At 60.2% G+C, this 13,818-nt stretch carries 14 protein-coding genes; 5 read left to right on the top strand and 9 right to left on the bottom strand.

Annotated features, from left to right (window positions below; genetic code table 11):
* The first annotated feature begins 107 nt into the window (after window positions 1-107).
* Window positions 108-1,340, top strand: a complete 1,233-nt coding sequence (locus C2E15_RS12200) for an MFS transporter (protein ID WP_104959166.1) — start codon at window positions 108-110, stop codon at window positions 1,338-1,340.
* Window positions 1,341-1,401: 61 nt separating this feature from the next.
* Here C2E15_RS12200 and lpxM read toward each other — a convergent pair whose 3' ends face one another.
* The 3 genes from lpxM to znuA all read right to left on the bottom strand — a co-directional run bounded on the left by lpxM (window position 1,402) and on the right by znuA (window position 4,844).
* Entirely contained in the window at window positions 1,402-2,382 is a 981-nt protein-coding gene (gene lpxM, locus C2E15_RS12205) for a lauroyl-Kdo(2)-lipid IV(A) myristoyltransferase (protein WP_104957605.1), read from the bottom strand.
* A 175-nt stretch (window positions 2,383-2,557) separates the two neighbouring features.
* Window positions 2,558-3,883 carry a murein DD-endopeptidase MepM gene (mepM, locus tag C2E15_RS12210; RefSeq protein ID WP_104957606.1) on the bottom strand — a complete coding sequence of 442 codons (1,326 nt, stop codon included), beginning with the start codon at window positions 3,881-3,883 and terminating at the stop codon, window positions 2,558-2,560.
* 13 nt (window positions 3,884-3,896) lie between these two features.
* Window positions 3,897-4,844, bottom strand: a complete 948-nt coding sequence (gene znuA, locus C2E15_RS12215) for a zinc ABC transporter substrate-binding protein ZnuA (protein ID WP_104957607.1) — start codon at window positions 4,842-4,844, stop codon at window positions 3,897-3,899.
* A gap of 77 nt (window positions 4,845-4,921) precedes the next feature.
* Between znuA and znuC the strand changes: the two genes are divergently transcribed.
* Both znuC and znuB read left to right on the top strand, forming a co-directional pair.
* Window positions 4,922-5,674 (top strand): zinc ABC transporter ATP-binding protein ZnuC, encoded by a 753-nt coding sequence (gene znuC / locus C2E15_RS12220; protein WP_104957608.1) that lies wholly within the window; start codon window positions 4,922-4,924, stop codon window positions 5,672-5,674.
* Window positions 5,674-6,459, top strand: a complete 786-nt coding sequence (gene znuB / locus C2E15_RS12225; RefSeq protein WP_104957609.1) for a zinc ABC transporter permease subunit ZnuB — start codon at window positions 5,674-5,676, stop codon at window positions 6,457-6,459. Before znuC ends, znuB begins: the two co-directional genes overlap by 1 nt.
* A 120-nt stretch (window positions 6,460-6,579) precedes the next feature.
* Here znuB and ruvB read toward each other — a convergent pair whose 3' ends face one another.
* The 6 genes from ruvB to aspS form a co-directional block, all read right to left on the bottom strand.
* The gene (ruvB, locus tag C2E15_RS12230; RefSeq protein WP_104957610.1) at window positions 6,580-7,584 is read right to left on the bottom strand and encodes a Holliday junction branch migration DNA helicase RuvB; all 1,005 of its coding nucleotides are present in this window, start codon (window positions 7,582-7,584) and stop codon (window positions 6,580-6,582) included.
* Window positions 7,585-7,592: 8 nt separating this feature from the next.
* A complete protein-coding gene (ruvA, locus tag C2E15_RS12235; protein ID WP_104957611.1) occupies window positions 7,593-8,207 on the bottom strand; it encodes a Holliday junction branch migration protein RuvA in 615 nt (204 codons plus the stop codon).
* An 84-nt stretch (window positions 8,208-8,291) separates the two neighbouring features.
* The gene (ruvC, locus tag C2E15_RS12240) at window positions 8,292-8,816 is read right to left on the bottom strand and encodes a crossover junction endodeoxyribonuclease RuvC (protein ID WP_038625640.1); all 525 of its coding nucleotides are present in this window, start codon (window positions 8,814-8,816) and stop codon (window positions 8,292-8,294) included.
* A 36-nt stretch (window positions 8,817-8,852) separates the two neighbouring features.
* The gene (locus C2E15_RS12245; RefSeq protein WP_104957612.1) at window positions 8,853-9,596 is read right to left on the bottom strand and encodes a YebC/PmpR family DNA-binding transcriptional regulator; all 744 of its coding nucleotides are present in this window, start codon (window positions 9,594-9,596) and stop codon (window positions 8,853-8,855) included.
* 165 nt (window positions 9,597-9,761) lie between these two features.
* Complete coding sequence (gene nudB / locus C2E15_RS12250; RefSeq protein WP_104957613.1) at window positions 9,762-10,196, bottom strand: dihydroneopterin triphosphate diphosphatase; 435 nt, start codon at window positions 10,194-10,196, stop codon at window positions 9,762-9,764.
* Between the two features lies 1 nt (window position 10,197).
* Entirely contained in the window at window positions 10,198-11,976 is a 1,779-nt protein-coding gene (aspS, locus tag C2E15_RS12255) for an aspartate--tRNA ligase (protein ID WP_104957614.1), read from the bottom strand.
* 313 nt (window positions 11,977-12,289) lie between these two features.
* Here aspS and C2E15_RS12260 point away from each other — a divergent pair, with 313 nt between their 5' ends.
* Both C2E15_RS12260 and C2E15_RS12265 read left to right on the top strand, forming a co-directional pair.
* Window positions 12,290-12,853 carry a hydrolase gene (locus C2E15_RS12260; protein ID WP_104957615.1) on the top strand — a complete coding sequence of 188 codons (564 nt, stop codon included), beginning with the start codon at window positions 12,290-12,292 and terminating at the stop codon, window positions 12,851-12,853.
* Window positions 12,854-12,894: 41 nt separating this feature from the next.
* Window positions 12,895-13,719, top strand: coding sequence for a DUF72 domain-containing protein (locus tag C2E15_RS12265; protein WP_104957616.1), 825 nt, complete (start codon window positions 12,895-12,897; stop codon window positions 13,717-13,719).
* The last annotated feature ends 99 nt before the right edge of the window (window positions 13,720-13,818 follow it).

The raw sequence follows: 13,818 nt of genomic DNA on the forward strand, positions 1-13,818 counted from the left end.
CTTTGCCGCTTTGCAGGCGCGGTATGTCGCTTACGATACGCCCTGAGCCATCATCTGACGCGACCGCCTTTTCGGTCGCGTTTTTTACATTTCTGGAGCATACCCGCATGGCCGCATATACCCCGGTTTCCCGCCTGAGCTTCAGGCATCTATTATTTCCGCTCTCGCTGGTGCTGTTCGAGTTCGCCACCTATATCGCCCACGATATGATCCAGCCCGGCATGCTGCTGGTCACCAGCGAATTCCATGTCGGCGCCGAGTGGGTGTCGACCTCACTGACCGCCTATCTGATCGGCGGCATTTTGTTGCAGTGGCTGCTTGGGCCACTGTCCGATAAATATGGCCGGCGCCCGGTGATGCTGGCCGGCGTGCTGTTTTTTATCGTCTGCTGCGCGATGACGCACTGGGTCGCCTCGATCGAGCAGTTTGTCGCCCTGCGCTTTTTCCAGGGCGCCAGCCTCTGCTTTATCGGCGCGGTTGGCTATGCCGCCATTCAGGAAGCCTTTGACGAAGCGCGCAGCGTGCGCATTATGGCGCTGATGGCCAACGTTGCCCTGCTGGCGCCGCTGGCCGGGCCGCTGGCGGGCGCCGCTTTTCTCACCGTCAGCGACTGGCGCACCATGTTCTGGCTGTTCGCCCTCCTCGCCGCCGTGGCGCTGGTCGGCCTGTGGCGCGCGATGCCGGAAACCGCCGGCGACCGCAGCGTCTCCATCAGCCTGAAAAGCCTGGGGCGCGTTTATCTTGGGCTGGCGCGCGACCGTCAGGTGATGAGCGGCTCACTGGCTATCGGCCTGGTGTTTATCCCGATCCTCGCCTGGGTGGCGCTGTCGCCGGTTATTTTGATACATGATGAAGGGCTGACGCGTATGGACTACGCGCTGCTGCAGCTGCCGGTATTCCTGGCGATGATCGCCGGCAACCTGACGCTGGGCCGGCTGGCGAGCCGTCTGCCGATTGAAGGGCCGCTGCGCTTCGGCGCCTGGCCGATTCTCGCCGGTCTGGCGCTGGCGACGCTCACCTCGATTATCGATCGCCACAGCTACCTGTGGCTGACTGCCGGTCTGAGCATCTACGCTTACGGCGCGGGAATGGTCAATGCCGGGCTTTATCGCCTGACGCTGTTTTCCAGCAGTGCGGGCAAAGGCAGCGTTGCCGCGATGTTAGGGATGGTGAGCATTCTGGCCTTCGCGGTGGGGATTGAGCTGTCGAAGTATGGGTATTTCCACGGTGGTACCGCCTGGTTCAGCCTGATCAATCTGGCAAGCGGCCTGCTGTGGCTGCTGCTGGTGACCGCGTTTCTGCGCGAGCGCAAGCGCCGCAGCAAACTCGACCCGGCCTGACCGGCGGGCGCGACGCTGGCGCCCGCCCCCGCTGCAGAGAACATGCCCGCCGTCGCGCGGGCTATTTTTTACGGGGATAAAGCTCTTTACGCTTATAGGGTTCAATTTCCCCTTCGCGCCGCGTTTTCAGCAGTTTGAGGATCCAGGTGTACTGTTCCGGATTCGGACGTACAAAGATCTCCACCTCTTCATTCATCCGGCGCGCCAGCGTATGGTCGTCCGCCTCCAGCAGATCGTCCATCGGCGGGCGGATAAAGATATCAAGCTGGTGGGTTTTGCTGTTATAGACCGGGAACAGCGGCACCACGCGCGCGCGACACACTTTCATCAGGCGGCCCACCGCCGGCAGCGTCGCTTTATAGGTCGCGAAGAAATCGACAAACTCGCTATGTTCCGCGCCGTGATCCTGATCGGGCAGATAGTAGCCCCAATAGCCCTGACGCACTGAGCTGATAAAAGGTTTGATGCCGTCGTTACGGGCGTGCATACGACCGCCGAAGCGGCGACGTACGCGGTTCCAGATATAGTCGAACAGCTGATTACTCTGGTTATGGAACATCGCGGCCATCATCTGCCCTTCGGAGGCAAGCAGCATCGCCGGAATATCCACGGCCCAGCCGTGCGGCACCAGGAAAATCACGTTCTCTTTGTTCGCCTGCATCGCCTCGATGATCTCTTTGCCGTGCCAGCGCACGCGCGATCGCACCCGTTCCGGGTTGCGCAGCGCCAGCTCGGCCATCATCACCATCGACTGCGGCGCGGTGGCGAACATCTCATCGATAATCGCCTCGCGTTCCGCTTCAGAGCGTTCCGGCAGGCAGTAGAGCAGATTGATTTGCGCGCGGCGGCGAGCGCTTTTGGCCAGACGCCCCGCCAGGCGGCCGGCGGCGCCCAGGATGGGATCGCGCAGGGACGGCGGCAGCAGCGCCATACCGGCGAAGGCGCCGATGCCCAGCCAGGCGCCCCAGTATTTCGGCAACAGGAAGGACTTCTGAAAGACGGGAATAAATTCGGTATTGCTTTTTTTCTTGCTGGTTTCCATGCACTCGCCTCGGTCAATAAGCGGCTAATGATAGTGCGGGCAGGTAAATTTGCAACGGTTACCGCAGGCAGGCGCTAAACCGCAGATAAATCGCGGGGAAATTGTACGAATTCAGGCAGAAAACGACAAGGCGGACGACGCGTATTCCACGCCGCCCGCCGGCCGGGCGCCAGGCTTAATCGAGCTTCAGCTGCGGCAGCACTTCCCTGACCTGCGCCAGGAAGGTGGAGCGGTCTTTGCCGGTCAGCCCTTCGGTGCGCGGCAGTTTCGCCGTCAGCGGGTTAACCGCCTGGTTGTTGATCCAGATTTCATAATGCAGATGCGGCCCGGTCGAACGACCGGTACTGCCGGAAAGCCCGATGCGGTCGCCGCGCTTCACTTTGTCGCCCGGTTTCACCAGCAGCTTCTTCATATGCATATAACGCGTCATATACTGACGGCCATGGCGGATAGCGATGTAGTTGCCCGCGCCGGCGCTGTGTTTCGCCTGCACCACTTCACCGTCGCCCACCGCCAGCACCGGCGTGCCGATCGGCACGGCGAAGTCGACGCCCTTATGCGGCGCAATGCGGCCGGTCACCGGGTTCAAACGGCGCGGATTGAAGTTAGAGGAGACACGGTACTGCTTCACCGTCGGGAAGCGCATAAAGCCGCGCGCCAGGCCGGAACCGCTGCGATCGTAGAATTTACCGTCTTCGGCGCGGATCGCGTAGTAATCTTTGCCGCCGGTGCGCAGACGCACGCCCAACAGCTGGCTCTGCTCTTTTTTGCCGTCCAGCTCTTCACGCGACATCAGCACGCTGAATTTGTCGCCGGCACGCAGTTTACGGAAATCCATCTGCCACTGCAGCGCTTTGATCACGCTGCTGATTTCGGCGCTGTTCAGGCCGGCGCGCTGGGCGCTGGTAACAAAACTGCCGTTAACCACGCCGGTCAACACGCTGTTTTTCCACTCGCCCTTCTGCTGCTCGCTGGACATCTTAAAGCCGTTGTCGACGCGATCGTAGGTGCGGGTTTCGCGGCGCGATATCTCCCAGGTCAGGCGCTGCAGCTGGCCGTCGTCGGTCAGCGTCCAGGAGATCTGCTGGCCGACCTGCAGATTACGCAGATCTTTATCCACTTTAACCAGCTGGCTGATATCGCCCATCTCAATGCCGTACTGGTTGAGAATGCTGCTCAGGGTATCGCCGCTGGAGACCACGTAGTCGTGGGTGCCGGCTTCCGCCGTCACATCCTCGTCGATTTCATCTTTTGGCAGGTCATCTTCCGGCGCGGGAGACGGCTGATCGAGCGGCTCGCTCGCTTCCGGCAGCAGCGTGCGCAGTTCGTTTTTATCGATTTCGATGGTTTTAACGATGGGTGAGGTTTCACCCGGATGGTAAACATAAGGCCGCCAGACAGCGACGGCCAGAGTAACAACGGTGAGCGACCCGAGCATAACGCGGTGGGGTCGCGGCAGATTATTAAATGCCAGGGCGACAGAGCGGGCTATCTGTTGCACTTTAAGTGATTCCTCATGCTCCTTTCAGGCAGCTTTCATACTGGCTCGACAGCTGTGAGAGGAATTTCACATAGCTGTCTTTTCCTAAGCTGATGCCCATTCCCAGCGGATCGAGCGTGCCTTTGCGCACCTGCGTTCCCCTGGCAACGGCATCGATGACCGCCGGCCTGAACTGTGGCTCAGCAAAAACGCAGGTCGCTTTTTGCTCAACCAACTGTGTTCGAATTTGATGTAAGCGCTGCGCGCCCGGTTGGATCTCAGGATTTACGGTAAAATGGCCAAGCGGCGTGAGACCGTAGTGCTTTTCAAAATAGGTGTAAGCATCATGAAAAACGAAATATCCTTTCCCTTTCACAGGCGTCAGCTGACGCGCTATCTGCTCATCGTTTTTCGTCAATTCTGACTCAAATTGCTGCAGGTTAGCGTCAAGTTTGTCTTTGCTATGCGGCATAAGTTCCAATAATTTTTCGTGGATTGCAACCGCAGATTGGCGCGCGATTTCCGGGGACATCCACAGGTGCATATTATATTGCCCGTGATGATGATGTTCATGCGCTGCATCATGATCGTCGTCGCCGTCATGATGATGCTCATCTTCCTCTTCAGCGCCGGTCATAAGTAGCGGTTTTACCGACGGCAAACTGGCCAATTCAAGATTTTTCTCAGGGGGAAATGCGCTCGCAGTTTTGCTGATAAAGGCCTCCATCTCCGGCCCGACCCAGACCACGAGATCCGCGCCCTGCAAGCGTTTGACGTCGGAAGGACGCAGCGCGTAGTCATGTTCCGACGCGCCGTCGGGCAGCAATACTTCAACCGGCGTAACGCCATCGGCGATAGCGGCGGCGATAAAGCCGAGCGGCTTGATAGAGGTAACGACCGTTGCGCTGGCGGGCGCGCTAAGCGAAGCGGCAATACCAAGGGGTAATAGCAGAGAAAATAACGCCTTTTTATTCTGTAACATAATGCTTCAATCCATCGTGACGGGGGGATGGATTGTGATATTATAACATCCGATAACTTCTGCAAGTCTTAATAACTATGAGCCCACTGATTAGTCTGGAAAATATCTCAGTCAGTTTTGGCCAGCGTCAGGTATTGTCCAATATCTCATTAACGCTGGAGCCGGGACGGATTCTGACTTTACTTGGCCCCAACGGTGCCGGGAAATCGACCCTGGTGCGGGTGGTTCTCGGGCTGATTGCGCCAGACAGCGGCACGCTGAAGCGCGATGACAAACTGCGCATCGGCTATGTGCCGCAGAAGCTGCATCTCGACGCCACCCTGCCGCTGACCGTGGAGCGTTTTTTGCGCCTGCGTTCCGGCACGCGCAAGGCGGATGTGCTGCCGGCGCTGAAGCGCGTGCAGGCGGGACACCTGCAGCATGCGCCGATGCAAAAGCTGTCCGGTGGCGAAACGCAGCGCGTGCTGCTGGCGCGCGCGCTACTTAACCAGCCACACGTACTGGTGCTGGATGAGCCGACGCAGGGCGTCGACGTTAACGGCCAGGTGGCGCTGTATGATTTGATCAATCAGCTGCGTATGGAGCTTAACTGCGCGGTATTGATGGTGTCACACGATCTGCACCTGGTTATGGCGAAAACTGATGAGGTCCTCTGCCTGAACCACCACATCTGCTGCTCCGGCACGCCGGAAGCGGTCTCCCGGCATCCTGAATTTATCGCCATGTTCGGCCCGCGCGGCGCGGAGCAGCTGGCGATTTACCGTCATCACCATAACCATCGTCACGATTTGCAGGGACGAATTGTTTTGCGTAAGGGACAGGGACAATAATGCTCGAACTATTACTTCCCGGCTGGCTGGGCGGCATGATGCTGGCGCTGGCGGCCGGTCCGCTCGGTTCATTTGTGGTATGGCGCCGCATGTCCTATTTCGGCGATACGCTGGCGCACGCCTCGCTGCTGGGGGTCGCTTTCGGCCTGCTGCTGAACGTCAGCCCCTTTTACGCGGTGATCGCCGTGACGCTGCTGCTGGCGCTGGGCCTGGTCTGGCTGGAGCGGCGCCCTCACCTCGCTATCGATACGCTGCTGGGCATTATGGCGCACAGCGCGCTGTCGCTTGGCCTGGTGGTGGTCAGTTTGATGTCCAACGTGCGCGTCGATCTGATGGCTTATCTGTTCGGCGATCTGCTGGCGGTAACGCCGGAGGATTTATGGATTATCGGCGGCGGCGTGACGCTGGTGCTGGCGGCCCTCGCCTGGCAGTGGCGGCCGCTGCTGTCGATGACCATCAGTCCGGAGCTGGCGCAGGTGGACGGCGTGAATATCGCCCGCACCCGTATGCTGCTGATGCTGGTCACCGCGCTAACCATCGGCGTGGCGATGAAGTTCGTCGGCGCGCTGATCATCACCTCGCTGCTGGTGATCCCGGCCGCGACTGCGCGCCGCTTTGCCCGTTCGCCGGAGCAGATGGCGCTGCTGGCGATTGGCGTGGGGGCTATCGCCGTAACCGGCGGGCTGACCTTCTCCGCCTTTTACGATACGCCGGCGGGGCCGTCGGTGGTGCTGTGCGCCGCGCTGCTGTTTATTCTAAGCCAGCTGAAGCGCGCGCCGGCGTAAGCCGCCGGTGGTCTTCACCATAAAAAACGCCGGCAGCTGCCGGCGTTTTTTATGGGCGATTCGGGCGCTATCGGCGCTTCGGGTCGTAAGACGCTGCTATCCGTCCGGCGCCGGCAGAGATCAGATCTCGCGGCTGATGCCGAAATGCTTAAAGGCATGCTGCGTGGCAATGCGGCCGCGCGGCGTACGCTGGATAAAGCCCTGCTGGATCAGATAGGGTTCCAGCACATCCTCAATGGTTTCGCGCTCTTCGCCTATCGCCGCCGCCAGGTTGTCGAGACCGACCGGGCCGCCGGTAAACTTGTCGATAATCGCCAGCAGCAGCTTGCGATCCATATAGTCGAAGCCTTCGCTATCGACGTTAAGCATATCCAGCGCCTTCGCCGCCACTTCGCCATCCATCACGCCCTCGGCGCGCACTTCGGCGAAATCGCGCACGCGGCGCAGCAGGCGGTTAGCGATACGCGGCGTACCGCGCGCGCGGCGCGCCACTTCCAGCGCCCCTTCCGCACTGAGATCCAGCCCCAGGCAGGCGGCGCTGCGGCCGACGATATGCTGCAGATCTTTCACCTGGTAGAACTCCAGACGCTGCACGATGCCGAAACGATCGCGCAACGGCGACGTCAGGGAGCCGGCGCGGGTGGTGGCGCCGATCAGGGTAAAGGGCGGCAGATCGAGCTTAATCGAGCGCGCGGCCGGGCCTTCGCCGATCATAATATCCAGCTGGTAATCCTCCATCGCCGGATAAAGCACCTCTTCCACCACCGGCGACAGACGATGGATCTCATCAATAAACAGCACGTCGTGCGGCTCAAGGTTGGTGAGCATCGCTGCCAGGTCGCCCGCTTTTTCCAGCACCGGGCCTGAGGTGGTGCGCAGGTTGACGCCCATCTCATTCGCCACGATATTCGCCAGAGTGGTTTTGCCCAGCCCCGGCGGACCGAAAATCAGCAGATGATCCAGCGCGTCGCCACGCATTTTGGCCGCCTTAATGAAGATCTCCATCTGCTCGCGCACCTGAGGCTGGCCGACATACTCTTCCAGCAGGCGCGGACGGATGGCGCGGTCAATAATTTCTTCTTCGCTGGTGTTGTCAGGGGAGACCAGGCGATCGGCTTCAATCATGGGTTACCTCAGAGCGCGGCACGCAGCGCTTCACGGATCAGGGTTTCACAATCAGCGTCCGGGCGGCCCACTTTGCTGACCATCCGGCTGGCTTCCTGCGGTTTATACCCCAACGCCACCAGCGCGGCAACCGCTTCGGCTTCGGCGTCGTTGCTTTCCGGCGCCGCGTTTTCGCTGGTAAGCGTAAAGGTCGCGTCGCCGCCGAACAGATCGCCATGCATGCCTTTAAAGCGGTCTTTCATCTCCACCACCAAACGCTCGGCGGTTTTCTTGCCGACGCCGGGCAGCTTAACCAGCGTCGCCACTTCTTCACGCTCAACGGCGGTGACAAACTGCTGTGCCGACATGCCGGAGAGGATCGCCAGCGCCAGCTTCGGCCCGACGCCGTTCACCTTGATCAGCTCGCGAAACAGCGCGCGTTCCTGCTTGCTGGTGAAGCCGTAAAGCAGCTGGGCATCTTCGCGCACGATAAACTGCGTAAAGATAATCGTTTCCTGGTTCAGTTCCGGCAGCGCGTAGAAGCAGGTCATCGGCATGTGGATTTCATAGCCCACGCCGTTCGCTTCAATCAACACCAGCGGCGGTTGTTTTTCCAGAATGATGCCTCGCAGACGACCTATCACAGTTGCTTCCTTTGATACAGGGGGGAGAAAGTGTCAGAGTTATAACATAAAAAAGGCTGGATGAATATCCAGCCTGATAATGGCTTACGAACGCAGCCTGCCGCGCGCCAGATTCAGTCGGGTATCGCTCAGCTTGCTGGCGTTCTGACTGACATGGCAATGGGTAATGGCGATTGCCAGCGCATCGGCGGCGTCCGCCTGTGGGTTGGCCGCCAGCTTCAGCAACGTGCGCACCATATGCTGCACCTGGCTTTTTTCCGCGCTGCCAATGCCGACCACCGTCTGCTTCACCTGGCGCGCCGCATATTCAAACACCGGCAGATCCTGATTAACCGCGGCGACAATCGCCGCGCCACGCGCCTGGCCCAGCTTCAGCGCCGAATCGGCGTTTTTCGCCATAAAGACCTGCTCGATAGCGAAAAAATCGGGCTGGAACTGCGTGATAATTTCACTGACGCCGGCGTAAATCAGCTTCAGACGGGTGGGCAGATCGTCAACCTGGGTGCGGATACAGCCGCTGCCCAGGTAGGTTAGCTGCCGCCCCACCTGACGAATCACGCCATAACCGGTGATCCGTGAGCCCGGGTCAATGCCCAGAATAATCGCCATCAGGCTACTCCGTCAGGTTGGCGGTCGCGGTCGCCCTTACAGGGTGGCCGCCACCTCGTCGGAAATCTCACCGTTATGGTAAACTTCCTGCACGTCGTCGCAATCTTCCAGCATATCGATCAGGCGCATCAGCTTCGGCGCCGTCTCCGCATCCATATCCGCTTTGGTGGACGGGATCATGGTCACTTCCGCCGTTTCCGCTTTCAGGCCCGCTGCGTCCAGCGCGTCTTTCACTTCGCCGAAGGTTTCCCACGAGGTAAAGACATCGATCGCGCCGTCGTCCCAGGTCACTACGTCATCCGCGCCCGCTTCCAGTGCCGCATCCATCACCGCATCTTCATCCAGCCCCGGCGCATAAGAGATGACGCCTTTTTTGGTGAACAGGTAGGCCACGGAGCCGTCGGTGCCGAGGTTGCCGCCGCATTTGGTGAAGGCGTGGCGCACTTCGGAGACGGTACGGTTACGGTTGTCGCTCAGACACTCTACCATCACGGCGGTGCCGCCCGGGCCGTAGCCTTCATAGATGATGGTTTCCATGTTGCTGTTGTCATCGCCGCCGACGCCGCGGGCGATGGCGCGATCCATGGTGTCACGCGTCATATTGTTGGACAGCGCTTTATCCATCGCCGCACGCAGACGCGGGTTAGACGCCGGATCGCCGCCGCCCAGCTTGGCCGCGGTGACCAGCTCGCGAATGATTTTGGTAAAAATCTTACCGCGCTTGGCATCCTGTGCCGCTTTGCGGTGTTTGGTGTTGGCCCATTTACTATGACCTGCCATAACTCTGCTCTCTCCAGTTTGACACCGGTCAGACATCTCAAGGCCAGCTTCCCCGCAGGGAGACAGCGCGCCTGATGCCCGACGCTGTTGATTTCGTATCAGTCAGTGACTGACGGCTTCAGCGCGCTCGCCGGGTCACGGCGGCGCGCGGCTGTCGGCAGCGGGTTAGCCGACGAATTCTTCAATCGCCTGGCGATTGCTCCAGGACTTGGTAAGGCGGGCCGCCTCAGGAACCGCCAGCCATTGCCAGGCCAGATGCTCGCTGAGAACCATGCTGCGCTCGTGCGGCAGCGCCAGGCGAAACCAGTGTTCGGTATTATGCGTGACGTCAGGCGCGTAGCGGTGGCGAAAGTGCGGAAAGATTTCAAACTCAATCTGACGCCGGCAATCCTCCAGCGTCAGCGCTTCCGCCGCCACATCGATGGCCAGCTCCTCCCCCACTTCGCGCCGCGCGGCGTCAGTGGGCGTTTCGCCCTGCTCCAGGCTGCCGGTGACCGACTGCCAGAAATCGGGATCGTCGCGCCGCTGCAGCATCAGCACCCGCCCGGTATCCTGCGCGTAAATCACTACCAGTACCGAAACGGGATGCTTAAAGCTCATCTTACAGGCTCTCTGGCTTATCCTTTTTCACCACCTGAATCGCCAGCTCTTCCAGCGAAGCCGGATTGGCGAAACTCGGCGCCTCGGTCATCAGACAGGCGGCAGCGGTGGTTTTCGGGAAGGCGATAACGTCACGAATGTTGTCGGTGCCGGTCAGCAGCATCACCAGACGGTCGAGACCGAACGCCAGGCCCGCGTGCGGCGGCGTGCCGAACTTCAGCGCGTCGAGCAGGAAGCCGAACTTCTCGCGCTGTTCAGATTCGGTGATGCCGAGAATGCCGAACACTGTCTGCTGCATCTGGCCGTTATGGATACGCACCGAACCGCCGCCCACTTCATAACCATTGATCACCATATCGTAGGCGTTGGCGATAGCGGTTTCCGGCGCGGCCTTCAGCTCCTCCGGCGTCATGTCGCGCGGCGCGGTGAACGGGTGATGCATCGCGGTCAGGCCGCCTTCGCCGTTGTCTTCGAACATCGGGAAATCGACCACCCACAGCGGTTTCCACGCTTTATCGTCGGTGATGCTCAGGTCGCGGCCCAGCTTCAGACGCAGCGCGCCCATCGCATCCGCCACCACGCCCGCTTTATCCGCGCCGAAGAACACCATATCGCCATCCTGCGCGCCGGTGCGTGTCAGGATCGCCTCAACGATTTCCGCAGTCAGGAATTTCGCCACCGGGCTCTGGATGCCTTCCAGGCCCTGAGCGCGCTGGTTGACCTTGATATAGGCCAGCCCTTTCGCGCCGTAAATTTCAATAAACTTGCCGTATTCATCGATCTGCTTACGGCTCAGCCCGGCGCCGCCCGGCACGCGCAGCGCCGCAACGCGGCCTTTGGCGTCGTTGGCCGGACCGGAGAAGACTTTGAACTCAACCTCTTTCACCAGGTCGGCGACATCCACCAGCTCCATCGGGTTGCGCAGATCCGGCTTATCGGAGCCATAACGGCGCATCGCTTCGGCGAAGGTCATCTGCGGGAATTCGCCGAGGTCGACGCCTTTCACCTCCAGCCAGAGCTGACGCACCAGGCGCTCCATCACTTCACGCACCTGCGGCGCGGTCATAAAGGAGGTTTCCACGTCGATCTGGGTAAATTCCGGCTGACGATCGGCGCGCAGGTCCTCATCGCGGAAGCATTTAACGATCTGGTAGTAGCGATCGAAACCGGACATCATCAGCAGCTGTTTGAACAGCTGCGGCGACTGTGGCAGCGCGTAGAACTTGCCTTTATGCACGCGGCTCGGCACTAAATAGTCGCGCGCGCCTTCCGGCGTCGCTTTGGTCAGCATCGGCGTTTCGATATCGAGGAAGCCGTGGTCATCCATAAAGCGACGCACGAAGCTGGTGATTTTCGCGCGGGTTTTCAGACGCTGTGCCATCTCCGGACGACGCAGGTCGAGATAGCGGTATTTCAGGCGCGCTTCTTCGCTGTTGATCTGGTTGGAGTCGAGCGGCAGCGGCTCGGCGCGGTTGATGATGGTCAGCTCGGTAGCGAACACTTCCACTTCGCCGGTGGCCATATCGGGGTTTTTGTTGCGCTCTTCGCGCGCGCGCACCACGCCGGTGATCTGAATGCAGAACTCGTTGCGCAGTTCGGAGGCGCGGTTAAAGGCGTCCTGACGATCCGGATCGAAAAAGACCTGAACGATGCCTTCACGGTCGCGCATATCGATAAAGATCAGGCTCCCGAGATCGCGGCGACGGTTAACCCAACCGCAGAGAGTCACTTGCTGACCAACATGAGACAGATTGATCTGCCCGCAATATTCTGTACGCATAACGCTATCCTTTTAACTTCGCCGCTGCAGCATGGGCAGCCCGATTGTGTCGTCGTGTAGTGAGATTATCCGGCAGATAACCTTCAGGCAGACGCTGCCGCAAAAAGGCAGGCATTATAATGTAAAAAGCAAGGCGCGATAAGGGGGAACGGCGCGCGGCGCGCAAAGCGCGCGCATTTGTTGCTCATCGCAGGCTAATGTTAGCGCGATGCACATATAAATTCACAAAATTCATGAATTAACGACATTTTTCCCCTCGCCTGCCGTCGGCGCGCTGGCGTAGGCTAACCTCTTTTTCTTCGCGGAGAGCAATATGAAACTCAATCCCACAGCAACCGCCCTGGTGTTAATCGATCTGCAGGAGGGCATTTTGCCTTTCGCCGGCGGTCCGCACAGCGCGGAACAGGTAGTTGCAGGCGCGGCAAAGCTGGCGGCGGCGTTCCGCGCCGTTAATGCGCCGGTGGTGCTGGTACGGGTGGGCTGGTCGCCCGACTTCGCCGATGCGCCGAAGCAAGACGTTGATAGCGCGCTGATGCACGGCGCGCTGCCGGAAAACTGGTGGGATTACCCGCCCGCGCTGGGCGTCGAGCCGGGCGATCTGCAGGTGGTGAAGCATCAGTGGGGCGCGTTTTACGGCACTGACCTGGAGCTGCAGCTGCGCCGTCGCGGTATCGATACCGTCGTGCTGGGCGGCATTTCCACCAATATTGGCGTAGAATCTACCGCGCGCAACGCCTGGGAGCTGGGCTTCAATCTGGTGATTGCTGAAGATATCTGCAGCGCCGGCAGCGAGGCGCAGCACAACAGCAGCCTGGAATGGATTTTCCCGCGCATCGCGAAAGTGCGCCGCGCCGAAGAGATTATCGCCGCGCTGTAACCTCATCCGGACGGGCAAGCCCCGTCCGCTACGGGAGCAACATGTCGACATTTCGTCTGGGATTGCCGCAGTGGCAGCATCCCCACTGGAAACGCTACGGGCTGGAAACGCTGGCCGACTATGTGCGCTACTTCAACTGCGTGGAGGGCAATACCACGCTTTATGCGCTGCCGAAGGCGGAGGTGGTGCTGCGCTGGCAGGCGATGACCAGCGATGATTTCCGCTTCTGCTTTAAGTTTCCCGCCAGCATTACCCATCAGTCAGGCCTGCGCCACTGCGACGACCTGGTGGAAGAATTTTTCCGCACGCTCGATCCGCTCAGCCCGCGCATTGGCCAGTACTGGCTGCAGATGCCGGCCGCCTTTGGGCCGGATGCCCTTCCGGCGCTCTGGGCGTTTCTCGATAAGCTGCCTGGCGCGTTCCGCTACGGGGTAGAAGTACGCCATGCCGCCTTTTTCGCCAAGGGGGAAGCGGAGCGCGCGCTGAATCGCGGCCTGCATCAGCGCGGCGTGAACCGTGTGATCCTCGACAGCCGTCCGGTGCATGCCTCCACCTCCACCAGCCCGGCCTCGCTGGAGGCCAAATCGAAAAAGCCGAAGGTGCCGCCGCATGCGATTATGACCGCCAGCGATCCGATGGTGCGCTTTATCGGCAGCGAATCGCTGCAGGAGAATCAGGTCTGGTTTGATGACTGGCTCAGTAAGCTGCCGGGCTGGCAGGCGGACGGTACCCCCTGGCTGTTTCTGCATACGCCCGATATCGGCGAGGTGCTGGATCTGGTGCAGGCGCTCTGGCCGCGTCTGCAGCAGGCGCTGCCGCAGGTGGGCGCAGCGCCCGACTGGCCGCAGCAGAGCGCACTGTTTTAATCCGCAATACGGGTCGCTTTCAGTTCGCCATCGGCGCGAGAGAGGGTAAATTGCGACCAGCCTTGATCGGGCGCGGGCAACCGCTGCCCAGCCTGTAGT

The sequence above is a fragment of the Mixta gaviniae genome, assembly GCF_002953195.1.
GTDB lineage: Bacteria > Pseudomonadota > Gammaproteobacteria > Enterobacterales > Enterobacteriaceae > Mixta > Mixta gaviniae.